Source organism: Mycobacterium sp. 852013-50091_SCH5140682, assembly GCF_001665685.1.
Taxonomy (GTDB): domain Bacteria; phylum Actinomycetota; class Actinomycetes; order Mycobacteriales; family Mycobacteriaceae; genus Mycobacterium.
In genome coordinates, this window is sequence record NZ_LZTB01000068.1 from 1 (window position 1) to 23,450 (window position 23,450).

General features: G+C 67.9%; 23 protein-coding genes and 2 pseudogenes. 10 read left to right on the forward strand and 15 right to left on the reverse strand.

Annotation, left to right across the window (positions count from 1 at the left end; genetic code table 11):
* Positions 1-231, reverse strand: a pseudogene (locus tag A5784_RS20065) (cytochrome bc1 complex cytochrome b subunit); the annotation flags it as partial.
* A gap of 121 nt (positions 232-352) precedes the next feature.
* Here A5784_RS20065 and A5784_RS38380 point away from each other — a divergent pair.
* The 4 genes from A5784_RS38380 (at position 353) to A5784_RS39680 (ending at position 2,597) form a co-directional block, all read left to right on the forward strand.
* Entirely contained in the window at positions 353-676 is a 324-nt protein-coding gene (locus A5784_RS38380) for a type VII secretion protein EccB (protein ID WP_064946657.1), read from the forward strand.
* A gap of 179 nt (positions 677-855) precedes the next feature.
* Complete coding sequence (locus A5784_RS20075; RefSeq protein ID WP_064946658.1) at positions 856-1,260, forward strand: ArsR/SmtB family transcription factor; 405 nt, start codon at positions 856-858, stop codon at positions 1,258-1,260.
* Complete coding sequence (locus tag A5784_RS20080) at positions 1,257-2,423, forward strand: cation diffusion facilitator family transporter (RefSeq protein WP_082944960.1); 1,167 nt, start codon at positions 1,257-1,259, stop codon at positions 2,421-2,423. Before A5784_RS20075 ends, A5784_RS20080 begins: the two co-directional genes overlap by 4 nt.
* A gap of 39 nt (positions 2,424-2,462) precedes the next feature.
* Complete coding sequence (locus A5784_RS39680) at positions 2,463-2,597, forward strand: hypothetical protein (RefSeq protein ID WP_286159436.1); 135 nt, start codon at positions 2,463-2,465, stop codon at positions 2,595-2,597.
* A 1-nt stretch (position 2,598) separates the two neighbouring features.
* On the opposite strand, the gene A5784_RS20085 is transcribed toward A5784_RS39680, so the two are convergent.
* Positions 2,599-3,636: a DUF1259 domain-containing protein gene (locus A5784_RS20085; RefSeq protein WP_082944961.1), complete on the reverse strand. Its 1,038-nt coding sequence runs from the start codon at positions 3,634-3,636 to the stop codon at positions 2,599-2,601.
* A 22-nt stretch (positions 3,637-3,658) separates the two neighbouring features.
* Positions 3,659-4,663 carry a YncE family protein gene (locus A5784_RS20090; protein ID WP_064946682.1) on the reverse strand — a complete coding sequence of 335 codons (1,005 nt, stop codon included), beginning with the start codon at positions 4,661-4,663 and terminating at the stop codon, positions 3,659-3,661.
* 108 nt (positions 4,664-4,771) lie between these two features.
* On the opposite strand from A5784_RS20090, the gene A5784_RS20095 reads away from it, so the two are divergent.
* The 3 genes from A5784_RS20095 to A5784_RS20105 all read left to right on the forward strand — a co-directional run bounded on the left by A5784_RS20095 (position 4,772) and on the right by A5784_RS20105 (position 7,066).
* On the forward strand, positions 4,772-5,287 hold the full coding sequence (locus tag A5784_RS20095) for a Chromate resistance protein ChrB (RefSeq protein WP_232006157.1): 516 nt from the start codon (positions 4,772-4,774) through the stop codon (positions 5,285-5,287).
* On the forward strand, positions 5,284-5,715 hold the full coding sequence (locus A5784_RS20100; protein ID WP_064946660.1) for a chromate resistance protein ChrB domain-containing protein: 432 nt from the start codon (positions 5,284-5,286) through the stop codon (positions 5,713-5,715). The genes A5784_RS20095 and A5784_RS20100 overlap by 4 nt, the downstream gene beginning before the upstream one ends.
* Before the next feature lie 91 nt (positions 5,716-5,806).
* Positions 5,807-7,066 carry a chromate transporter gene (locus tag A5784_RS20105; RefSeq protein ID WP_064946661.1) on the forward strand — a complete coding sequence of 420 codons (1,260 nt, stop codon included), beginning with the start codon at positions 5,807-5,809 and terminating at the stop codon, positions 7,064-7,066.
* Positions 7,067-7,367: 301 nt separating this feature from the next.
* Here the strand turns inward: A5784_RS20105 and A5784_RS20110 are convergent, their stop codons facing one another.
* From A5784_RS20110 to A5784_RS20130, 5 genes and pseudogenes are all read right to left on the reverse strand, one after another.
* Entirely contained in the window at positions 7,368-7,577 is a 210-nt protein-coding gene (locus A5784_RS20110; RefSeq protein ID WP_064946662.1) for a DUF2933 domain-containing protein, read from the reverse strand.
* Between the two features lie 133 nt (positions 7,578-7,710).
* A complete protein-coding gene (locus tag A5784_RS20115; protein ID WP_064946663.1) occupies positions 7,711-8,229 on the reverse strand; it encodes a pyridoxamine 5'-phosphate oxidase family protein in 519 nt (172 codons plus the stop codon).
* Between the two features lie 39 nt (positions 8,230-8,268).
* Positions 8,269-8,631, reverse strand: a complete 363-nt coding sequence (locus tag A5784_RS20120; RefSeq protein WP_064946664.1) for a hypothetical protein — start codon at positions 8,629-8,631, stop codon at positions 8,269-8,271.
* Between the two features lie 230 nt (positions 8,632-8,861).
* Positions 8,862-10,372, reverse strand: a pseudogene (locus tag A5784_RS20125) (multicopper oxidase family protein).
* A 115-nt stretch (positions 10,373-10,487) separates the two neighbouring features.
* Positions 10,488-10,733 (reverse strand): SHOCT domain-containing protein, encoded by a 246-nt coding sequence (locus A5784_RS20130; protein ID WP_502687526.1) that lies wholly within the window; start codon positions 10,731-10,733, stop codon positions 10,488-10,490.
* A 235-nt stretch (positions 10,734-10,968) separates the two neighbouring features.
* Between A5784_RS20130 and A5784_RS38385 the strand changes: the two genes are divergently transcribed.
* Together A5784_RS38385 and A5784_RS20135 are read left to right on the forward strand one after the other, a co-directional pair.
* On the forward strand, positions 10,969-11,223 hold the full coding sequence (locus A5784_RS38385; RefSeq protein WP_197514811.1) for a hypothetical protein: 255 nt from the start codon (positions 10,969-10,971) through the stop codon (positions 11,221-11,223).
* A gap of 17 nt (positions 11,224-11,240) precedes the next feature.
* Positions 11,241-13,607, forward strand: a complete 2,367-nt coding sequence (locus A5784_RS20135; RefSeq protein WP_064946666.1) for a heavy metal translocating P-type ATPase — start codon at positions 11,241-11,243, stop codon at positions 13,605-13,607.
* Here A5784_RS20135 and A5784_RS20140 read toward each other — a convergent pair.
* From A5784_RS20140 to A5784_RS20160, 5 genes are all read right to left on the reverse strand, one after another.
* Positions 13,604-14,017, reverse strand: a complete 414-nt coding sequence (locus tag A5784_RS20140) for a DUF6262 family protein (RefSeq protein ID WP_064946667.1) — start codon at positions 14,015-14,017, stop codon at positions 13,604-13,606. The genes A5784_RS20135 and A5784_RS20140 overlap by 4 nt on opposite strands.
* A complete protein-coding gene (locus tag A5784_RS20145) occupies positions 14,014-16,218 on the reverse strand; it encodes a tyrosine-type recombinase/integrase (RefSeq protein WP_064946683.1) in 2,205 nt (734 codons plus the stop codon). Before A5784_RS20145 ends, A5784_RS20140 begins: the two co-directional genes overlap by 4 nt.
* Positions 16,219-16,237: 19 nt before the next feature.
* A complete protein-coding gene (locus A5784_RS20150) occupies positions 16,238-17,443 on the reverse strand; it encodes a tyrosine-type recombinase/integrase (RefSeq protein WP_064946668.1) in 1,206 nt (401 codons plus the stop codon).
* Positions 17,444-17,468: 25 nt separating this feature from the next.
* Positions 17,469-18,725 carry a helix-turn-helix domain-containing protein gene (locus A5784_RS20155; protein ID WP_064946669.1) on the reverse strand — a complete coding sequence of 419 codons (1,257 nt, stop codon included), beginning with the start codon at positions 18,723-18,725 and terminating at the stop codon, positions 17,469-17,471.
* Positions 18,726-18,789: 64 nt separating this feature from the next.
* Positions 18,790-19,482, reverse strand: coding sequence for a hypothetical protein (locus tag A5784_RS20160; RefSeq protein ID WP_156750673.1), 693 nt, complete (start codon positions 19,480-19,482; stop codon positions 18,790-18,792).
* Positions 19,483-19,659: 177 nt separating this feature from the next.
* On the opposite strand from A5784_RS20160, the gene eccB reads away from it, so the two are divergent.
* Complete coding sequence (eccB, locus tag A5784_RS20165) at positions 19,660-20,790, forward strand: type VII secretion protein EccB (RefSeq protein WP_232006159.1); 1,131 nt, start codon at positions 19,660-19,662, stop codon at positions 20,788-20,790.
* On the opposite strand, the gene mycP is transcribed toward eccB, so the two are convergent.
* Entirely contained in the window at positions 20,746-22,089 is a 1,344-nt protein-coding gene (gene mycP, locus A5784_RS20170; protein ID WP_064946671.1) for a type VII secretion-associated serine protease mycosin, read from the reverse strand. The genes eccB and mycP overlap by 45 nt on opposite strands.
* Positions 22,086-23,405 carry a type VII secretion integral membrane protein EccD gene (gene eccD, locus A5784_RS20175; protein WP_064946672.1) on the reverse strand — a complete coding sequence of 440 codons (1,320 nt, stop codon included), beginning with the start codon at positions 23,403-23,405 and terminating at the stop codon, positions 22,086-22,088. The genes mycP and eccD overlap by 4 nt, the downstream gene beginning before the upstream one ends.
* Between the last annotated feature and the right edge of the window lie 45 nt (positions 23,406-23,450).

The window sequence follows — 23,450 nt, forward strand, 5'->3', positions numbered from 1 at the left end:
CAAACCGTTGTAGGTGACCTCGGCCATCGACGGGTCGAAGAACAGGGTCAGCCACACACCGGTGATCAGCAGCACGACGAAGCTGTACATCGCGATCTCGCCCAGCAGGAACGACCAGTGCATCGGGAACACCTTGTTCAGCTGACGACGTACCGAAGCGGACGGGTGGTAGCGAGAATCGATCGCGTCGGCACTGGAGCCGGCGTCCGGTCGCGACCAACTGGCGGACATGGCAGCCACGCTAGCCTGCTGGTGGGTTATGGCGGGGCTCCATTTTGAGGCAGATTTCGGGTACCACTTTTCCTGCACGGCGGGCCGTCAGGGCCGGGTTAGAGTGATCGCCGGGGGACACATGGCACGACGACCGGCGACCCGGCTGCAACTGGGCGGGCACCGCTTCCTGATTCGGCGAACGCTACACGCCCTGGTGCGCGGCGACGCTCGGATGATCGACGATCCGCTACGCGCACAGTCGATTTCGCTGAGCACCGGCGCAGTGCTGGCGGTCGTGGTCTTCGGCGTATGCGCGGCGACGGCACTGCTGCGTCCCGGTGGCGATCTCGATGAGACGCCGATTGTCATGGCCCGCGACACCGGGGCGCTGTACGTGCGAATAGCCGACACCGTGTTATCTGGGGTTGGATTCGGGTGTGTATTGCTGTTCCCGCTTAGGTGACACGGCGGGATTGAGCCCTATGCGGACACACGTGAATGCTCACGTGTTCCCGGTTAGGTCGGTCAGCGGTTGGCTGTAAGCAGCCGATCCGGCGATCGTGGTGGCTTCCCTCCTGATGCTTGGCTGTGAATCGGTCACCCCCTGCTGCGTCAACCGATCGCACGGCTTAATATCTGCGTATGAATGCAGGTAATGCAGACGGTCCGGCCGTGTTGGCCGACGATCAGGTGCGGTTGGTGGTGGAGGTGTTCCGAATGTTGGCCGATCCCACCCGGATTCAGGTGTTGTGGGCGCTGAGCGCCTCGGAGTTGTCGGTCAACGAGCTGGCCGAGCAGGTGGGCAAGCCCGCGCCGTCGGTGTCACAACATCTGGCGAAGCTGCGGATGGCGCGGCTGGTGCGGCCCCGCCGATCGGGGACCACGATCTTCTACAGCCTGGAAAACGAGCATGTCCGCCAGCTGGTGGTCGACGCCGTGCAGAACGCGGAGCACGCCGGCCCGGGCGTGCCCGCCCATCATCGCGACGATGCCGGGATCCAGGTCATGGATGCCGAGCGCCCGGTGCGGAAGGTGCGTGCGCGATGACCGACCACCACAACCACGACTCCCACGATCATGGTGCGGAACGCGAAACCATCGGCGCGGCAGTAACTTCAGGTCACGATGATCATGCTCACGGTGCCGGGCACTCCCATGGGAGCGGCCATTCCCACGATCATGGGCACGGTCATGATCACGAGCACGCCACCGGGGTGTGGGGTGTGGTGAAAAGCATTTTCGCACCGCACTCCCATGACGCCGCCGACAGTGTCGATAGTGCGTTGGAGTCCAGTGCGGCCGGGATCCGCGCGGTGAAGATCAGTCTGCTGGTGCTGGGGATCACCGCGCTGGTGCAGGTGGCGATCGTGGTGGTGTCGGGGTCGGTGGCCCTGGCTGCCGACACGATCCACAATTTCTCCGATGCGTTGACCGCGGTGCCGTTGTGGATCGCGTTCGCCCTGGGTGCCCGGCCGGCGTCCCGGCGGTTCACCTACGGGTATGGCCGGGTGGAGGATCTGGCAGGGGTGTTCGTGGTCGCGATGATCACCCTGTCGGCGATCGTGGCCGGCTACGAGGCCATCGACCGGTTGATCCACCCCCACGTCATCGAACACGTCGGCTGGGTCGCCCTGGCTGGTCTGGTCGGGTTCATCGGCAACGAATGGGTGGCGATTTACCGGATCCGGGTTGGCCGGCGGATCGGGTCGGCAGCTCTGGTCGCTGATGGGATCCATGCCCGCACCGACGGGTTCACCTCGCTGGCGGTGTTGATCGGCGCCGCTGGTGTGGCTCTGGGCTTTCCGCTGGCCGACCCGATCATCGGCCTGGTGATCACCGTTGCGATTCTGGCGGTGCTGCGCAGCGCGGTCCGTGATGTGTTCATCCGGCTGCTCGACGGGGTCGACCCGGCCGTGGTGGACAGCGCCGAGCGGGTGCTGGCCGCCCAGCCCGGGGTGCGGGCGGTGCATAGCGTGCGGATGCGCTGGCTGGGCCACCGCCTGCACGCCGACGCCGAACTCGACGTCGATCCCGGGCTCAGCTTGGCCCAAGCGCACCGGATCGCTCACGACGCCGAACACGAACTGATTCACGCGGTGCCCAAGCTCACCACCGCGCTGATTCACGCCTATCCGGCCGACGACCCGCAGAGCAACCCGGCCGCCGTGCACCGCGCCCATGCTGAAGCCCCGCATGAGCACGCCCATTAGCTCGCGTTAACCCGTTGTGGTGCAACGATAACGGCGACCGTGTCTACCTTTCTGATCGCGTCGGAGCTGCCTGGTTATACCGGTGGGCAGGCGGTGAGGGGCACCGCCATCCTGCTGGGCGTGTGCCTGTTCCTCGGGATCACGCTGGCGGTGGCGTGGTGGCGGCGCCGCTGACCTATTTCGGGGCGGGTGCGAGGTGGGTGGCGTCCAGGGCGGGGCGCAGCGCGGTCGCGAGGGTGGCGGCGTCGTCGACGGCCCAGTAGTGCAGGAAGAACAGCCGGGGTTGCTCGGTGAGCATGTGGTTGTGCAGTTCGACGATGGCGATGTGCCCGGCGCGCAGGGCGGTGATGACGGGCTGTATCTCGGGGTCGGTGAGCGCGAAATCGCCGTTGATGGCTGCTTTCCCGCCGCCGAAGGGTTGGAAGGTGATGGCGGTGGTGACCCCGGTGCCGGGCGGCAGCACATGTCCTTCATCGGTGATGGTGTCGGCGCGGGCAAAGGTGAACTTGTAGAGCCCGCCGTCGGCGGTGCCGGTGCGGCCCAACGCCGCATCGATCGCCGCGGTGTTCAGATCCAGTGCCGGGGCCGGTGCAGGTGCCGGTGCGGTGGCAGGGGGCGGTGTCGGGCCTGGGATGGCGGTGGTGGCCAGGACGTCACGCAGTCCGGTGGCCAGGGTGGCCGGGTCGCCCATGGCCTGGATGTGGGTCCACCAGACTGGCGGGGTCTGGGCGAGCTGGTGCTTGTGCAGGGCGGTCTGGGCGATGCCGTGGGAGTGCAGGGCGTCGGTGACCTTGGACAGTTCGTCTTCGGTGACGACCAGATCCCCCATCACCATGGTGGTGTCGGGGTAGCGGACGAACGCCGCATACCCGCCCAGCGACAATCCCGGCGCGATATCGACTCCGCCGGTCTGCACGTGTAGATCCGTGCGCGTCAACGGGATCCGATAGACCGTGTTGTGGTCACTGAGCTTGCCGGTGCGGCCCAGCACATCGGCGACAGGTTTCCAGTCCGCATCCCCTTGCGCAGCCACCGGCGCCACCGTCGCCGGAACCGCGGTCGTCGAGGTGACCGCCGGTGACGCCGCGCCCGAGGTGCCGGCCGGGTTGGATACCGGCGTCGATGACGTTGAGCAGGCCGCTAACGGGACGGTGAGCAGGGTGGCGGTCGCCAGGGCGGCCGCGGTGGTCAGGGGTCGGCGGGTGGTGGACATGACGGACACCTTCGGATCGGATCTAGTTGGTGGGGGCGTATTCCCAGAGCTGCGGGGTGCCGGCGGCATCGGCGATGGGCAGGAAGCTGTGCCCGGTGCCGGGATCCAGGGCCAGGGTGTGCGCGGCCTCGGCGACGTGTTCGGAGCCGCGGCTGGTGAGGTGGCCGTGGTCGTTCTCGGCGATGCTGACCCAGCCGCTTTCGGCGGCGACGTAGACCCGGCGCCGGGCGGGGTCGTAAGCCAACACATCGGGGGCGTCACCGACCTGTTGGTGGTCCACCACGGTGCGGTGGGCGAGGTCGACGGTGGCCAGGGTGGCGTTGCCTTCACACCCGACGAACATCACCTGGCTGGCGGGGTCGAGCACCTGGCCGTGCGGCCCGTCGCAGCCCGGGGTGGCGATCCGGTCGGTCACCACATGGGTGGCGGGATCGATGACGGCGAGGTCGCCGCGGCCCTGCACGGCCACCACCATCTTGCCGATGACCGGGTCGTAGACGACATTGCCGACATCCCCACTGAGCGGCACCGTCGCCACCACCGCCCCGGTGATGGTGTCGATGACGGTTTCGGTGCCGGCGTTCTCGTTGGTGGTCCAGATGGTGTGCCGTACCGGGTCGTAGGCCAGGCCGTCGGGATAGGCGTCGGTGGGCGCGGTGAACACCACCGCCCCGGTCTCCTCATCGAGAGCGACCAGCTCGTTGCGGCCGGTCGCGGTGGCATACACCCGTTTCTGGTCGGGCACCACGATCACCCCGTGGATATCGGGCAGATCCTCGATGGTGCGGACCACCTGGTGATGGGCGATGTCGACCTCGATGAGTTGCCCAGCACCCATGTGCGCCACGAACAACCGGCCGCGACTGGCGTCGAGAGTGGTGTAGTCGAACCGGCCGGTGCCGCCGGTCAGGTCCAGGGTGGAGACCTGCTGCCAGGGCAAGTCGCGTGGTCCGGGTGGATCAGTGGCGCACCCGGCGCCCACCAGGGCGGCTGTTGCGAGCAGCCCGGCGAGCGCTGTCCGGTGCATCACCACACCCCAATGCGTGATGTAACCACGGTTGCAACACTACGCTGGAGGCTGTGGGTCGCAACAGGCCGCGATCATCACGGCGGCGGCGAAGGATGGGTGGTGGGCGTGACCTCGTCAACAGCTGGGCAGCCGGGGCAGTGGGTGATGCTGTCCTACCGGATGCCGCGGGAACCGTCCACGCCCCGGATCACGGTGTGGCGCAAGCTCAAACGCCTCGGGGTCGGCCAGCTCGGCGACGGCGTGGTGGCCTTGCCGGCCGATGCCCGCACCCGCGAACAACTGGAATGGATCGCCGAAGAGATCCTCGAGGCCGGCGGCACCGGGTCAATCTGGCTGGCCCGACCCGCGACCCTGGCTGCCGAGCGGGAGCTGGCGTCGATGATGGCCGCGGCCCGGGCCGCCGAGTACACCGCCCTCGCCGCCGAGGCGACCGCGGCGCTGGCCGGGGATCCGCAGTCGGTGGCGCGGCGGTTGCGGGCCGAGTTGCGCCGTATCACCCGCCGCGACTACTTCCCCCCACCGGAACGCGATCGCGCTGTCGCTGCCATCGAGGCGCTGGCCCGCGCCGGTGCCACGGTCACCGAAGCCCCGACCGGGCCCGCCAGGAGGAGGCGGTCGTGAAGTGGGCCACCCGCGCCGGGATTCACATCGACCGCGCCGCCTGTGCGTGGTTGATCCGCCGTCACATCGATCCCGATGCCGAATTCGTGTTCCTGTCCGACCCGTCCGAATTGCCCAGTGATGCCACCGGTTTCGACATGCGCGCTGTCGAGTTGTCCCATCATGGCGGGGACTGCAGTTTCGAAACCATCCTGCGTCGCTACGACTTGGGCGACCCGGTGCTGTGGAAACTGGCCGAGATCATCCACGAGGCCGACATCGATGACGAACGCTTCTACGCCCCCGAAGCCCCCGGCCTGGATACCGTGTTGCGCGGCCTGTCGATGATCGCCGACGACACCACCATCCTGCAGATCAGCGGCCCCGTGTTCGACGGCCTGTACGAGTTCTTCCGCCGCGCCACCCTGCTCGGCCACGAACCCGCCTAAACGCCATGCCCCGCTGCCCTGCGGCGCGAGGCCGGAGGGATCTGCCGGCCCCACCGGGCACGTCGGGTGCAACCGTGGTTACATTTCTGTCATGGGTGGTATTGATCGTGTCGACAACGGCGCCGGCAGTGACCGGGCCGCTGACCAACCGGTATCACCGCCACCGTTCGGGCGGCTACTCGGGTATTTCCTGAAGCTGGGCGCGGTCGGGTTCGGCGGGCCGATCGCCACCGTCGGCTATATGCAGCGCGATCTTGTCGAGCAGCGTCGCTGGATGGGCCGCCAGGACTTCCTCGACGGGGTCGCGTTGGGCCAGACCATGCCCGGTCCGTTGGCCGCCCAGGTGGCCATGTGGGTGGGCTATCTGCGCCACGGCGCGGCCGGGGCCGCTGCGGTCGCGGCGGCGTTCGTCGCCCCGGCGTTAGCGATCGTGGTGGCCACCGGCGCCCTGTATCGGCACTACGCGGCCACCGGCATCGTGCAGGGGTTGTTCTACGGCATCGCCCCGGCGGTGATGGCGATCATCACCCTGGCCGGGATCAAACTGATCCGGCTGACCGACGGCAGAGACTGGCGGCTGTGGGTGATCAGCACCGCGGTGTTCACCCTGACCGCGTTCACCGGGTCCGAACCCGTCCTGGTCATCCTCGGCGCCGGGCTGCTCATGATCATTCTCGATGCCCGCCCTCGGCTGCGCTGGCCACCATGGCGTCACCGCTCCCGCAGCGACGAACACGGCGGCGATGACGGCCACGACGATGGACCCGACAGTCCGCCGACCGAAAACCGTTCGGCGGCACCGCTCATCGTCGCGGTCGGTGGTGTGGGCGCGGGCAGCACCTTGACCTCACTGGGCTTGTTTTTCCTCAAGACGGGGGCCATCGTGTTCGGCTCGGGGCTGGCGATCGTGCCGTTCATGCGGGCCGGGGTGGTCGACCAACATCACTGGCTGACCAACGACCAATTCCTCGACGCGGTCGCCATGGGGCTGATCACCCCGGGTCCGGTGGTCATCAGCGCCGGGTTCATCGGCTACCTGGTCGCCGGGTTCCCGGGCGCTGTGGTGTCCAGCCTGGCCATCTTCACCCCCATCTACCTCGGCGTCGTCGTCCCCGGGCGGTGGTTCCTGCGGCATCGCACCAACCCGCAACTACGCGCGTTCGTCACCGGCGCCACCGCCGCCGCGGCCGGCGCCCTGTGTGGGGCGGTCGTGGTGCTGACCCGCCAAGCCGTCACCGACTTGCCCACCGCCGCCATCGCATTGGTCACCCTGGCGGTGCTGTGGCGGTTCAGCATCAAAGAGCCCTACATCGTCGTCGCGGCCGGGGCGCTGGGGCTGCTGCTGCACTGAGTGCCATGCCCTTCGTGCCGTGATCCTCTTGGGCGGCGAGTCATTTGGGGTCGGTTTTAGGTGTGTATTGATGTTCCCTCTGACGTGATGTGCTGATTGTGAGCGTAAGAGGGAACGGTGTATGGCAGCGGTGTTGCCGCAAAGGGATTCGTTGGTTCGTCAACCGGAGCGGGCAGCGTCTGTCTTGTGTTGGCGTCAAAGATCTGTGCTGTGCTGTCGGTGCCGCGCAGTGCGGGTTGGTCGGTGTTCCCGCGTTGGGTGGTGGCCGGCGGTTTGGTGAACCATCCTGTGGGATAGGGGTCTATGAGGGCCGGGTCGAGTTGTGTGGTTGGTCTGTGCCGGAGTCGTGGGTCTGACCGCCGTGCCCGCTCATCATGGCCATCATCATCACGGGACAGGCCAGCACGACCAACGCCAGCAGGACAGTCGAGGCGCGACCTCCACCGGCTAATACGCCAACGATGATGGCCGCCAGTGCTAGGGCGTACCACGCGAGGTGTTGTCGCTTCATTGTTGGTCCCTTTCCCTCTGCGGTGTCAGATTTCACGGTGCGCCGACGGTGCCTCACCCCGTAATGGCCTTATGTCCTTGTGCCGTAGGGCCGGAGGTCGCCATGTCTTCCGGCTCGTGTGCCTGGGTTCCTGTTATCTGCCTGCAGGGAGATGTGCGTGGCTGATGGCGTGAGCGGGCCGGCGCATGATGGTGGCCGCTGGCATGGCGATCCCGTAGGTGGACAGGATGTGGTGTGGTCGGATGGCGATGAAGCACATGTCGCCGGTCTCGGCGACGATGCGTTGTTCTGCCCGCAGGATCCGGCGGTGAAACCACGTCGACTGAAACGCTGCCAACGCTGCGACGTCGTGGGAATCGAGGATTGTTGCGGTGGCCTGGAATTGCACTGTGGCGGGGGGAAACAGAGGCAGGGCACGGTGGGGTACCGGGATGACGAAGGCCACCGCGGATGCCTGTGCGATGTGGGCGACCTTGACGGTGCTGGTCCTGGTCGTCACGTACAGCACCAAGGGCTGCGCCGGCGGCGATACGGCGTAGATGACCCCGCTGGCCTGCGGCAGGCCCCGGGGGCTCACGGTGGACAGGGTGCCGAACGTGCGTTGGCGAATGGCACGTTCGACGTGCTGGAATTCCGTGTCCTGCTGCGTCATTGCGGCCCTACCCGGCGACGGGTGCTTCGGCTGAAATGGTTACGGGTGGTGGGTAGTGGGTCCGGACGGTGTGACAGACGTGGGTTGTTGACCGGGTGCGGGCATTTCACCCGGCCCCATCATCGAGCCGGGGCCCATCATGCCGCCTGGTGTCGTCATACCTCCGGGTGTAGTGGTGCAGGCTGGCCCTTGCTGCCATTGGCCGTGGCGGTAGCCGCCGGTCCAGTAATGGCCGGTGTTGGTGCTGGCGATGAAGAAGCCGGCGAAGAACACCACCGCGACGATGAACACCACACCGGCGACGATGCCCACCCAGGCTGCCACGTGGGTGAGTCGGCTCGGTCGTTCTACTGGCGAGGGCGCAGTCTGGGATTCGACAGGTGGTTCAACTGATGCGGTCATGGTTGGCGTCCCTTGTGTTGTGGTGTGCCCACTTGGCCGGCGAAGCAGGTGCCTGCGTCGGGCGATACAGCCAGTTTCGACGTGCAGGTGCCGGGGCGGTTAGGGTCTTTGGACCCCGGTTGGATGGACCTGCGCCATGGGGTGTTGGGTCACGGTGCTCGGGACACACGAACCGCTCAGCGCGGCGCGATGAGATACCGGTGGCCAGCAGGTCTGACGGGCCGCTGCGGCTAGGTGTGATAGTCGAGGCTGCTCATCATCCCGGCGGCTTGGTGATAGGTGTTGTGGCAGTGCATCATCCAGATGCCGGGGTTGTCGGCGATCAGCGCGACGGCCAGTTTCTGCATGGGCAGCACGATCGCGGTGTCTTTGCGCGGTCCGCGGCTGCCGTCGGGTTTGATGATCTGGAAGGTGTGGCCGTGCAGGTGCATGGGGTGCCACATCATGGTGTTGTTGGCGAACGTGAGCACCGCGCGCTGGCCCTGATTGATCTGAAGGGGCTGGTTTTTGCCGAAGGGTGCCCCGTTGATGGTCCAGTTGTATTGCGCCATACCGCCACCCAGAACCGCGGCGAGATTCACGTCAGGGGCTGTGCCGCCGAGGTCGACCGGTGGTGTGGCGGTGAATGTTTCGGCGGTGCCGACCCGTTTGGTCAGTTCCGGTGGTTGCAGGCCGGGGTCGGGTGGGCTGCCCGCCCCGGTGGACAGCAGTGCCCGTGCCAATGCGTTTTTCCCTTCCGCCACTGCGACGAGCGGGTAGACGCCGTCGGCGGCGGTGACTAGGACGTCGTAGCGTTCCCCCATGCCCACCAGTACGGCGTCGACGTCGGTGGGGGTGACCGGGTAGCCGTCGGTGTGGGTGACCGTCATCGTGTGCCCGGCCAGCGCGACCCGAAACGCGGTGTCCGAGCCGGCGTTGATGATGCGGATGCGGATCCGTTGGCCGGGTTTGGCGGAGAAGACTGTGGGTGCGGCCGGGATGCGGCCGTTGATCAGGTAGTACGGGTAGGCGATGTCCCCGGCATCCCCGCCCAACAGTGGACTGCTGCCCACACCGCTCATGGAGCCCATCGATCCCATGCCACCCATACCGGGCATGCCGTGGTGGAGGGTGTCGAAGATCTGTTGGGGGGTTTTGCCGATGCCGTCGGTCCAGTCATCGAGCACGACAATCCACTCGGCGTCGTAGGCGCCTGTGTCGGTGGGGTCGTCGACGATCACCGGCAGATACAGCCCGAAATCGGCGTCGAGTTCGGTGTGCGGGTGGGCCCAGTAGGTGCCCGGATGCGGCACGGAGAACCGGTAGGTGAAATCGTGGCCGGCGGCGATATCGGGGGTGGCCGGGGCGGCCCCGTCCATGTCGTTGCGCAGGGCGATGCCGTGCCAGTGCACCGAGGTGGGGTGATCGAGCCCGTTGCTCACGGTGACGGCGACCTCGTCGCCGACGGTGGCCCGGATCGGCCCAGCGGGGATCGTGTCGCCGTAGGCCAGGGTGTGTGCGGTGGGACCACCGAGGTCGATGGTGACCGGGGCGGGCTTCAATGCTGCGGTGACGGTGCGGCCGGTGTGCGGGCGGGCCGCCTCGGCGGCGTCGATCGCGCCCGTCAACCCGCCGGGGTGTCGCCCGGGGCCGGTGACGGTGTCCGGGTGTTGCTGCAGCCGGCCAACGCCAAGCCGCCGGCGATGGTGGTGGCCAGAAAACCGCGCCGGTTGAGCCGCACGCCCAGTGGGGATGACGCCATCGCGAGCCTCTTCTCTGGTTGACCGCGGCGTGGTTGGTTCAACTGCGACGGGTGTCGGGCGCGGCGGGTCCGCCTAGCCCAGCCTGCCACCGAATCTGCGTAGGGGTGGTGAGGGTCAGCGATGTTCGCGCAGCAGTGCCATGCGCCGCCGGAACTCCTCTTCATCGATCTCACCGCGCGCGAAACGTTCGGTCAGCAGGTCATCGGCACGTGGTGATCGGTTGGGGCCGCTGCGGTTTCGGCTTTCGACGCCCAGGGTGCGGCCGGCCAACACAATCGTGGTAATCAACCCGCCCCAAAACAGCACCATTACCACCGTCATCATGATCCAACCGCCCCAGCCGCCGCCGTACCACATCATCATCGTTGCCTCTTCCGGTCCACCACCGCATCGTGCCAGCGGTGGTGCTGCTTGCGAGGATGCCCGCACGCGGCTTGTGTGGGTAGGGCCGAAAGACCCCCTGATGTGTGCGGGGTGCCCGCAGATCCCTGCCCGGTGATTGCGCGGTGAGGCCACCCGGGGGTTCGCGGGCCCTGGACGTTGTGCGAATGGACTATTGGCCCTATCCGCAGGTGCCCGCAGCGTCGCATGGTGGATGCGGGCACCGCGCCAGGGATCGTGGGGTACGCAGATGCGGCACAGCAGCCAGGACATGGGTGAGCAGCATCGCGGTGATCTCGACACTCGGCAGCATCTGGTGCACCGGCCCCGCGCCGGGGCTCGCTGTCGCGCCGCGGTGACACCTCGGCTGCCCCGCTGGTGTGTGGCGGCCGTTATCGACGGCTGTCGGTGGGAGCGACGCCAGGCGAGATCGGTGCTGGGCGGCGGCGGGGAGGTGCCGCAGTGGTGAGACCGGAAGGGGCGGCGATGAATACAACTGTTCTGGGTGTGGGTGGTTTGGCGTGGGCGTCGTCGCAGGCCGTGGTGGAAAGCGTCCTGGGACGCCGACCGGGCGTGGTCGCGGTGCAGGCCAATGCGGCCAACCAGACTGCGACGGTGACCTATGACCCGGCGGTGACCACGGTGGCGCAATTGTCGGGCTGGGTGCGCGAGTGCGGTCTGCACTGCGCGGGCCGATCAGTGCCCCATCATCTGTGTGACCCGATGGCCGAACCGCCCCAGCCCGCCGAGCACCATCGGCGCCCCGCCGAGCGTGACGCGCATCCCGCGCCCTCGCCGCACGAGGCGATGGGTCACGGCGGCCACGGCGCCATGTCCATGGATGCCATGGTGCGTGATATGCGCAACCGGTTCCTGGTGGCGCTGGTGCTGTCGATTCCGATCATGCTGTTCTCCCCGATGGGCCGCGACATGCTCGGGTTCACCGTCCCGGCGCCGTTCGGGCTGCGCGACGACGTCTTCACCTTGGTGCTGAGCTTGCCGGTGGTGTTCTACTCGGCATGGATCTTTTTCGACGGGGCATACCGGGCCTTGCGGGCCCGCACCCTGGACATGATGGTGCTGGTCGCGGTGGCCGTGGGCACCGGCTGGGGATACAGCGTCGGAGTCACCCTGACCGGCGGCGGAGATGTCTTCTACGAAGCCGCAGCCATGCTGACAACCTTTGTGCTGCTGGGACATTGGTTCGAGATGCGGGCCCGCGGCGGCGCCAACGACGCCATCCGCACCCTGCTGGAGCTGGCACCGCCGACCGCGGTGGTGGTGCGCGGCGGCGAACCGATCGAGGTGCCCACCGCCGATGTGGTGGTCGGTGACCTGCTGTTGATCCGCCCCGGCGCCAAGATCCCCGTCGACGGGACCGTCGCTGAGGGCCACTCGGAGGTCGACGAGTCCATGGTCACCGGGGAAAGCTTGCCGGTGACCAAAGACGCCGGGTCGGCCGTGATCGGCGCCTCGATCAACACCACCGGCAGCCTGCGGGTGCGGGCCACCAAAGTGGGGTCGGACACCGCCCTGGCCCAGATCGTGGCGATGGTGCAGGAAGCGCAGAACTCCAAGGCCCCCGGTCAGCGGTTGGCCGACCGCGCCGCGTTCTGGCTGGTGCTCGTGGCGCTCATCGGCGGCACCCTGACGTTCGTCATCTGGTGGGCCACCGGTGCGGGTATCCAGACCGCGCTGCTGTTCGCGATCACCGTGGTGGTGATCACCTGTCCCGACGCGCTAGGGTTGGCCACCCCGACCGCGATCATGGTGGGCACCGGGCTGGGCGCACAGCGTGGGGTGTTATTCAAAAACGCTGCGGCCCTGGAAACCTCGGCACGCATCGACACCGCCGTGATGGACAAGACCGGCACCTTGACCAAAGGGGAACCCGAGGTCACCGACATTGTTGTCGACGGCATCACCGAGGACCAGCTGCTCGGGTTGGTCGCGGCCGTGGAATCGGCCTCCGAACATCCCCTGGCCACCGCGATCGTGCGCTACGCCGCAGGGCGGGCGATCACCCCGTTGCCGCTCACTGACTTCCGCAACATTCCCGGCCACGGAGCTACCGCCGAGGTGGCCGGCCGCACGGTCGCGGTGGGCAACCGCAAGCTCATGGTGGACCACGACATCGACTTCGGTGCGCTGATGGACCGTCGCGAGACCTTCGCTTCGGGTGGGCGCACCGCGGTGCTGGTGGCCGTCGACGGGCACGGTGTGGCGGTCATCGCGCTCGCCGACGCGCCCCGGGAAACCTCGGCCGCCGCGGTGCGTGCCCTGCACAACCTCGGCGCGCAGGTGGTCATGCTCTCCGGCGACAACACCGCCACCGCCCAACGCATCGCCACCGGGCTGGGCATCGACACGGTCATCGCCGAAGTCCTGCCCGGTGATAAGGCCGCCGAGATCGCCCGACTGCAACGCGCGGGGAAACGGGTCGCCATGGTCGGCGACGGGGTCAACGACGCACCCGCGCTGGCCCAGGCCGACCTCGGCATCGCCATCGGTGCCGGCACCGACGTCGCGATCGACACCGCCGATGTGGTCCTCATGCGCTCTGACCCGCTCGACGTCGCCATCGCCCTGCGCATCGGGCGCGCCACCCTGGGCAAGATGCGGCAAAACCTGGCCTGGGCCGTGGGCTACAACGTCATCGCGATACCCATCGCTGCCGGCGTCTTCGCCCCCGCCTTCGGGCTGGTGCTACGCCCCGAAATCGCCGCCCTGTCCATGTCGGGATCCAGCGTCATCGTGGCCGTCAACGCGCTGCTGCTCAAACGAGTCACACTGCCCTCACCAGGCACACCCGCCACCGCTGTGCCAGCGCAGCGCGACCCGGCGCGACGCTAGGTGTTCTGTTCATAGCGGGCCTCAAGTTGCCCGTAGAGCAGCTCGATGGTCGCTTTCTGTTGCGCCACCGTGGCTTTGAGGTCAGCGACCTCCTTGTCGCGGGCGGCGAGTTTGTTGCGCAGCGCCGTGACGATGCTGGTTTCGCGACCGGTGGCCGGCGGCGTCTGGGTGTCGCGGTGATGGCGGTACTGGGCGATGATCGCCATGACGTGATCGTGTTTGTGGACGGTCTTACGCGTCACCCCGGCGCGGGCGGCCACGGCAGACACGGTGATTGTCGCGTTGGTCTTGCGCAGGTCGGCCAACGCCTTCTCGATATCGCGCAGCTTTTCTTGGCTGACTTGCTGGCGGTATTTTTCCAGCCCGGCCAACGCTTTCGCGGTCGGCGCCGGCGGCGGTGTGCGGCTCATCGCGGGGTGTCCGGGTCGGCTTTGCGCAGCACCGATTCGTGGCTGCCTCGGGTACTGATCTGCAGGATGGGTAGCCGGTGGGCGGTACCGGCGCCACCAATACTGGTGCGGGACCGTGCGGTGGTGTCGGTGCGTAACCGAGTGATGATGGCGTCCAGGGACGCGATTTCGCGGCGCCGCTCGTGGATCCAGACGTTGTCGTCGGTGAGTTCGCGGCCGGTGCGGGCCCGGTACTGATCGCGGCGCACGTCGATCAGGGCCAAGGTTTGAGTGCGCTGGTCGAGCAGTTCGTCGAGGTGGGTGGCGTCGGTGGCGAAATGCCCGCAGGACAAACACGCGTTGCCCTTGTCGCAGCTGGCCACCGGCGGCAGCAGGCAGACCCCGTTGGGCAGCACCCGGTCGGTGCGCGCCGCGAGTTGGGTCATGTCGTAGATATCCGACGGGCTGATGGCGATGTCGCTGCCGTGGGCCCCGATCTTTTTGTGCCGCAGGAACTCCGCTTCGGCGGTAGCGGCCAGGGTGGCGGCATAGCGCAGCGTCATCTCCGGGGAGGCGTGCCCAAGGTAGCGCTGCACCACGTGGATCGGAACACCGTCGTTGAGCAGTTCAGTCGCCCTAGTGTGGCGTAGCCGGTGGGTTTGACTGAACCGCATCGGCTTTCCGGCGGTATCGGTCAGTCCGTGGATCTTGTCGAGCTTGCCCAGCGCCATGCTGTAGGAGTCGTAGGTGCGGGGGCGTTGTCCCTGATGCTGAAACCGCACTCCTAGGAACAGATACTTGGGGGTGAGGTCGGGGTGGCGGCGCCGGATCCAGGTCTGCTGTTCGGCGATGACGTTGACCACGGCCTGCTCGACGAGGATGGTCGGGATGACCCCGTCGACCTTGGTCTGCTGATAGCGCAGTTTGGCGACGAACCCGTCGGGGTCATCGGCAGCCTCCGACGGGCGTTCCTGGCCCGGAATGGGCCCCAGCGGGTCGAAATCGAGCATCAGGATCTCCGAGGCCCGCCGCCCGGTCAGGGCCTGCAGCAGCCAGATCCGGGCGGCTTGCGGATCCCCGAGCCCGGCGACCACCGAGATCGTCGTGTCGGGGTGCGTGATCACCACCGGCGCACCAACGTCGGCGGCCAGCACGTCGAGGTAGCACAGCATCTGCTGCAGCTCGCCGGTGGAAAACCAGGTCAGTTCGCGGCCGCCGGCGGCGCGGCGGGAGCGGAATGCCGCGCCCCAGAGCCGGGTGTGGGTGTCGGTGAGGTCCAGCCACCGCAGGTTCCCGGTGGCTGCGGCGGCCTCCTCGGCGTGATCGACCATGAACGTGTAGAACGCTTGGGTGCGCGACTGGGTGCCTGCGATCGTGCCGGGGGTCAGTGGGTGGTCGGGTTTGGACTGGGCCGCAGGGGATTTCAGGTAGTCGGCGAAGTCAGTGAACAGCAGCCGCAACTGGGCGCGGTCGCTGGCGATTACCGGGTCGGTGACCTGGCGTGCGGCCAGGAACGGGCCGAGGTGGCGGGCCATGTCGCGGGCCCGTTGCATCACCGAGGACCAGCGCAGCAGATCGGCGGTCAGCGCGGTGCGCAGCCAGAACCGGACTCCTTCGCGCAGCCAGCCCGGCTCGATGCCGCCCAGGCGCACCACCTGGTCGTGGCACGGTTCGTGTTCGCGTTGCGGGATGCGCGGGTCGGCGTGTAGATCCCAGATGTCGTGGGCCCACCACGGTGCGGTGGTGCAGCGCACCGACACGTGCAGATGCAGGTGCTCGATGAAACTGGACACGTTGCGCCGCGCCCCTGCCGAGGGCAGGCGGTGGTTGCGCCGCTCGAACTCGATCACCGCATGCCGCAGGATCGTCTCGGCGGTCAACTCGGCGATGCTGGTGAGCCAGTGTCCGTGGTGGAGGCGGTGTTCGGCCGCCGCACTGGTGATCGCGCGGCCGGTCCATTTCAGCAGGGCGGGTTCGATGCGGCGGGAGTTTTCGTGACCGCACAACCACACCCACCACGCCATCTCCCGGGCTATCCGGCGCCCGACATCGGTTGGGGTGAAGTCATGCCCCGCCGGGGTGGGCAGGTACCGCGGATTAGGTTGGAACACCGCATCAAACGGGGCGCGGTCGAGGTGATAGACCAGATGCTGCCAGGGCGGGGGAACTTGGGCCCACTGCGCCAGCCACTGCTCGTCAAGGGCAGTGGATCTGCCTGTGATGGCGGCCGGCGCCCGGTGTTCAGAGCCCGTCACGGTTCACCTTCCAGCCGGCGACATAGTTCTTCCACTGGGCCAGGGTGCGCATCTCGGCATCGGCGGTCACCCACCCGTAGGTCGACAGGGTGGTCTGGATGTCGGCGTGGCCGAGCCGGCGCATCACCACATGCGGGTCCACCCCGGCCAGCAGCAGTGCGGTGGCATGGGTGTGGCGTAACCAGTGCGGTGTCCACTCGCCCGGCAACAGCTCGGTCCGCCGCTCGGTGATGAGATCGACCTTGTCGTAGACGGTTTCAGCACTCATCGGGTCGTACTTGACCCCGCGCACCAGATTGACGAACACCCAATGCGCCGACAGGTCCCCGACGACGACATCGGCGGCGTCGGCGATCAGCTGCCACACGTACTCGCTGTAGAGCGCCACCAGGTCGTCGCCGATGTAGATGCGCCGTGGCCCGGATTTGGCGCGCACCCCGCGGGGATGGTCGTCACGGCCGGCCACCAGCACCGACGGGGTGCCGCCGCCGGCGATGTCAAAGTCGTGGTGCCGCAGCGACAATGCCTCCCCGATTCGCATCCCGGTCTCGGCCAGCAGCGCGAAAAACAACCGGTCCCGCAGCCCCGCTCCGCCGCCCGACCACGCGCCGGTCGGGGTCTGGATACTGCAGGCGTCCAGGATCGCGTTGACCTGCACCGGCAGCAGCACTGGGGTTTCGGCGCGTTGCCGGGCCCGCAACCGGTGGATCGGGCTGTCGCTTTGGCGGTGCGGTCCGACACCGGTCAGAAACGGGGCGTAGCGGCCGCGCCGCGCGGCGCGGGCATGCGAGGCGAACAACCGCCGGTAGGGACGGTCCAGGTCGTGGGCGTTGGCGAAATACCGGTACATCGCCAACACCGCGGCGCTGCGCGGTGCCAGCGACGACTCGGCCATGCCCGGTTCGGGTTCGCCGATGCGTGCCGTGCCCGGCAGATCCCCACTGCGCAGATACGCCAGGAACTGCCCGAACAGGCTGGTCGGGAAATCATCCCAGGCGGTTCCGGTGTGCTCCAGCACCGTGAACCACGCCGCCAGCCCATATGCGTAGGCGCGCACGGTGTTCGGCGAGGCACCCTCATGGCGCAGGAACGTCAGGTACTCCCGTGCCGGGGCCACGGGCAGCAGATCTTCACCGACCACCGTGTAGGTGGGTGGACGGTCGGCGAACCGGACCCGCTGCACCGCCGCCACGCTCAGCCGCGTCCTATCCTGGCCACTAGGGCCGGCCCCTGCGGCGGAAATCCTCGAGCCGGATCACCGGCGAGGGCGTACCCGCCGGCGCGGGCGCCGGCCGCGCCGCACCAGCGCTGGCGGCGACCGGTTTGCGTTCGGTGCCCGGTGCGGCCCGCTGGGTGGCCAGCAGCCAGTCCAGCACGTCGGCCGGGTAGATCATCGACTCGCGGGCGGCCAGCATCGGCACCGACGCCCCGCCGTAACAGCGTTCCACCCACTTGCGCAGCAGCCGCGGCCGCTCGGGTGCACGGTCCTGCCATCCCGGCTCGGTCATGCCCCAGGTGTGCCCGGTGGACTGATTGATCCGTGAATACAGCTGAGAAGTCAGCATTTTCGCCTTCGTTGGGGCAATCAACCCGGAGTCCCGCAGATGCATGATCAACGACCCCAGCGACAAGCCCCACCTGGCCTTGATCGGCTGCAGATTCAACAGCGACACCACCTTCGGCAGCTCACCGGCGATCACCTGCGCCGGGGCCAGCAACTCGGTAGCGAACCGGTTGGCCTCCTGCTCATGGGCCGAGTTGACCGAACAATCCACCTGGCTGTGCAACACCAGATGACCCAACTCGTGGGCCACCGTGAACCGGGTCCGCTCCCACGAATCGCTCTCCCGCAACACCACCAGCGGCCGATCCCGCATCCGGCCCACCCACGTCGAATAACCCAGATGCCGCTCATCACGGGAACGCCCACCGGTGGCGGCGAACTCGCTGGTCCACTCGCCGGCCACCCGGCGCCGCACAATCACCGGAGCACCCAGCCGCTCGGCCTCATAGGTCAAATCATCAAGTGGCTCATCAGGTTCCACACCCATCGCGGCGCGTAGCCGCGCCGCGGCCGTCGCGATTGATGTCCGCGCCAGTTCATCATCGGCGACCATCGGGATCTTCACCGGCGGCAGCTTCGAGCGGGTATCCAACTCGGCGAGAAAATCCCCGGCCAGCGACGCGAACGTCGCCAGAAAGTCCTGCTCACCGACCGTCATCGACTTCGGCGCCCGAAACAGCAGCTCAGCCGCAGTCACCCGGGACTGCGGCTCCGAGGTGAAAAACGCTGCCGGGAAACGGAACAACTCCGCCATCACCTCGACATCGGCCGCCGCCAGCCGTACCGTCACCGATCTCTCGATCTGTGACTGCCGCGCGGTGCTCCAGCCGGTGGACTCCACCACCGAGCGTGCGGTCATCCGTCGCAACAACCGGGCCTGCCGGACCCGTGTACCAAAAACCTCAATCATCGTGCGCTCAATTCAACGTCACCGAGCTTCAGACCCGGCATGCACCCAACACTGTGCACGATGGCTACGACGAGTGGGGGCCGTCCTCCTGGTCCTCCTCGCTGGCCGCGTCCTCGTCCACCTCGGCGAAATCGTCGTCGCGACGCCGAGATCCCGAACTTGCCTGGCCCGAAGACCCACCGCCCAGCCCGATGTTCATGCCGCGGTGTTCCATGATCGGCTCCGGCAGCGGAGTCCGGCCGTAGAGCACCTGCACCTTCTTGGTCAACAACCCGGCAGCCAGCGCAGCGCCACCGAACCCGACACTGCCCGGCCACCACAACACATACAGCCGATACCCCTGCGGCCCGGCGATCCCGTCCTCGTCGCCGAGCGGACCAAGGACGTCTTCGATGCTGTACTGCTCCCCGCCGGGCACATACGGCACCGGCTCCAGCAGGCTGCCATCCCAGTTGCGAGGATGCTTGCGCACACCGATCTGAGTACCGTTGCCGTCGAGCAGACGGATCCCAAAACCGTTGCCCGCCGTCGCCTTTAACGTCGAATCTTCCGTCTGGCGCCGCAACCGCGAAAACAGCACCGTCTCCAGCACCGCACACGACGTCGTGATAGGTCGCACATTGGTGCCCTGATCGATAAACCGATCCGGCACCTCCCCATGGCGAGCAGCCAGATCGCCATGCACCTCGCCCAGAACCCGAGCGTGCTGCTGGGCGTACTCCTCGACCAGCCGCTGAGGATCGTCGTGTAGCTCCATGGGGTAAACATTTACCCCGGTTTCCTACATTCATCGGGAAGGCGCGCCGTGCAAATTCCAGAGAATGTCGGCTGCTCATAACCTAACAATATACAGTGTATCCGCAATAAAACTGCAGCTCAACACGCATAAATAGGTACCACTAAGGCATTTAACGCCTGATAATCGGGGCACCCGGTGCTCAATTTGGCCTCAGCCCGGTTGTTGGCCGCAACGCCCGCCAACCCACGGCCGGTGAGTGCCCGCGCGCTCGCCGCGGCCAAACGCGGTCCGCTCGTGGGCATCCCGGGGGCGCCCACGCAGATCGACCGTCCGCTGAGCATCGACGAGTCGGGTTGGACGCTGTGCGATGTGGCCGATCCGCCGGCGACAGTGCTGATCGTGGGGCGCCTACCCGCGGGTACCGGCGGCCTGCCAGGCGGGCAGGCGTTGCTGGTGGCCCCGCGTGGTGAGGGGCCCGCGGCCACGTATCTGCTCTTCGACGGCTGGCGCGCGGCGGTCGATCTTCGGGATATCGCGGTGATGCGGGCACTGCACCTGGAAGGTGTTGCACCGCTGCCGGTCTCGCGTTCGCTGCTGGACAGCGTGCCCGAGGTGCCGGCGATCGCGGCTCCGCCGATCGCAGATGCGGGCGCACCCGGCCCGCCCGCATTGGGTGGCCTCGGGGTCGGCACCGTGGTGCGGGTGGAACGAGCGGCAGACCATGAGTTCTACGCCGTGCTGCCCGACGGAGTGCAGCGCGTCGACCCCGTCGTCGCCGACCTGATCCGGTTCACCGTCGCCCAGCCTGCCGGACAACCCCCGGTGGTCGCAGCCGACGTGATCGCGACCGTGCCGTTCGTCGAGACATTGCCAGTACGCAGGTTTCCCAATCGGGTCGCGCAGGGCATCGGTGACACCGTGTGCGCCGGCTGGGACCCCCGGCGGCAGAGCTCGGAAACGAATACGACGGTGTTCGTGGGCAGTTCGTTGCCCGTGCCCGGGAGCGACGGGGTGACGCTCGCACAGTCGGATGGCGAAGGTCCGAACATCGATCGGGTCGTCACCCCGGCCGGTCGCGGTGCGTTGGTGCGGTCGGCAGCAATCGTCGGATCGGGCGGGACCGCCGGATCGCTCTTCTACCTCAACGACCGTGGGGTGCTGTTCGGTGTGCACGACGAGCGGACCGCCGAGCATCTCGGTCTGCCGGGGCCTGCAGTCGCCGGCCCGTGGCCGATGTTGGCCGTCCTGCCCCGCGGCCCGGAACTGAGCCGCGACGCCGCATCAGTCGTCCGAGACGGGCTCACTGTCGCCCATGCGCTCCCGTAACCTCCTGGCGGACAACATGATCGTCAGGGTGACAACGATGCACGCGGCCGCGCCGCCAAACGCGACCCGGCGTGGCTGCCCATCGCCAACCGCTGCCGACGGCGCCGGCAGTACAGGTGCAGTGACCGGTGCCGCGGATGCGGGTGTTCCACCGCTGACGGCTGCCAAAGTGTCGACAACTCCACTGCCGACAAAGGGGTCCCACCCCGCAGGCGGACGGTGTGCGGTCGCCTCGATGCGGAGCATGACGTCGCGCGCACTGAGTTGCGGAAACCGTGCCCGGACCAGGGCGGCGATTCCCGCGACGACCGGCGCTGCATAACTGGTGCCCGAGATCGGTTTCCCTGGCGCCAGAAGGTCGATCACCCCGTCTGCGTCGGGATGCAGTGACACCACTTCCTCACCCGGTGCCGCGACGTCGACCCAGGGCCCGGCCAAGGTGAAATCCGACGCGGCACCGTCGCGGCCGACCGATCCAACCGTCAGGACCAGATCGTCATACCAGGCCGGGCTCGCGACCGAACGCACCCCGTCCCAGTCCGGTCCGCCGGCAGGCCCGGATGGCGGGTTCTGCTCCGGACACTGGCCGACTCCGCCGACATTGCCTGCCGCGGTGACCACGACGACGTTTTTCACGTCGACGGCGTACGCGAGCGCGGCGCCCAGCGCCCGGTCGTCGAGACGGTCCGCGGCGGCCACGCAGGCCACCGACGAGATGTTGATGACGGTGGCGCCCAGGTCGGCTGCGGTGCGCACAGCCCGGGCCAGGGTGTCGACGTCGCCGACCCCCGGCGCCTGGCCTTCGACGGCGAACTTGGTGCTCGACTGGCGAATGCTGAGAATCGTTGCCTCCGGAGCGATCCCACTGAAGCCGAGGCCGTCGGGAGCCCCGCCGATCAGCCCGGCGACGATGGTCCCGTGCCCGTCGCAATCACTCGTCCCGTCGCCGCGCGCCACGTAGTCGCCGCCGCCGACGAGGTGGGGCAGCAGGCGGTGCCGGACGACCCCGGTATCGATCACCGCGACGGTCTGACCGCGCCCCTTGGTGAGTCGCCACACGGCCTCGAGCTCGACCGGATTGTGGGCGCCGTCGGCCGCACGTGCTGTCGGTGTGAAGCATTGCCCGCGTTGCCGCGTCGGTCCCGGGGGACCGGGTGCGGACGCCTGCGGCAGCAACGCACTGTCGACCGACGGCGGATCCACCGTCGGAATCGGTCGTGGTCCCAGCGCAGTGGCAGCCGGTGCCGCTGCGAGCGCAAGGACTGCAGCCGCCGCGATCAGCCGGGCGAGCCTGCTCATGGCAGGTTCAGACCTCGGGCCAGGTCGAAGAGCCCGGCGAGCCAACATGCCAGCGGTACCACCGACGCCAGTGCCAGGTATTCCACGGCATCGAGGACGCGGGTGGCGCGGTGACCGGCTGCCAGGGTGGCCATCCGCGGCGTGAGTGCCGCCAGTCCCGCGCTGACGGCAATGCCTGCCGCCCAGTGCGCGGATTCCGGCGACCACGCCACGATGAGAACGAATAGCGCTGTGGTGGCGGCGAATCCGGCTACCGCGAGCGCGATCCGGCACGGGCCTGAAGCATACGAGCGGGCACGCAGCATCAGTGCCACCCCCACTGCGGCGGTGAATGCCACGGCTGCCGGCGTCACCGCGGGCCCAGCGCCGACACCGACAACCATCGTTCCCAACCCCGCCGCGGCGGAGAACCCGGCGACCAGTCCCGTCAGCGTTCGGTGCCCGCGGAGCACGCGGCCGGCGACGTTGCCGTCAGGTTCATCGTCGTCGCCGGGGAGCGCAGGGGTGAGACCGGCCAGCGCGATCGACAATCGCGGAGACGCCGTGAGCCCGCCCAGTGCTGCCGTGGCCACCACAGCCCCGAGCGCCGCCGTAGACATCGGCCAGATCACCCCCACCCCGCTGATCACCCCGACAGTCGCGGTCGCCGCCACCACGGCGATCAAAATGACTGTGCTGCCGTCAGTTACCCGGAGCAGAACCGCGCCGACCGAAGCCGACGCCACCGCGGCCAGAAAGACATTCGCCGCTGCCGGGCCGCCAGGCACGACCAGAAATCCGAGCACTGCGGCCTGCAGCACCGCGCACATGTCCAGCGCGACGACTGAGTGCGGGCCACAGCGCACCCGGCGCGCGGCCAAGGCGGCGCAGGTCACGGCAACGGTCAGGGCCGCAGCGGTGGCGAGCCGGCCCACACCGTCCGCTGCGACCAGTGTCATCGCGCCGACCAGCACAGCGCCAAGACAACCGACCGGGCGTAACGCGGGGTGCTGGGGGTCCGGGATCGCCTCGGCGAGTGCACCGATCAGGGACGGGTCGCGGGGCCGTGGCTTCGGCACCGCAGCGGCACACAACAACAGCAGATCGCCGTCTCGAATGTCCTGCTGGCTCAAGGACATCGATTCGTCCAGTGCCGGCCCGCCGACGCGGGACAAACTCCAGCGGCGCGGTCCGGTTCCTGCACCGACGGCATCGGCGATGGCGGGTATCAGTTGCCCGACGGTCATCGACGACGGCAGACTCAGATCGACCGTCGCCGGCTCGTCGGCACCGGGCAACTCACAGTGAATCGCGACTCGGCACAATGCATTCGGCACGCCATCACCCCCCGGTTGACGCCAGTGAACACACCGTAGCCGAGC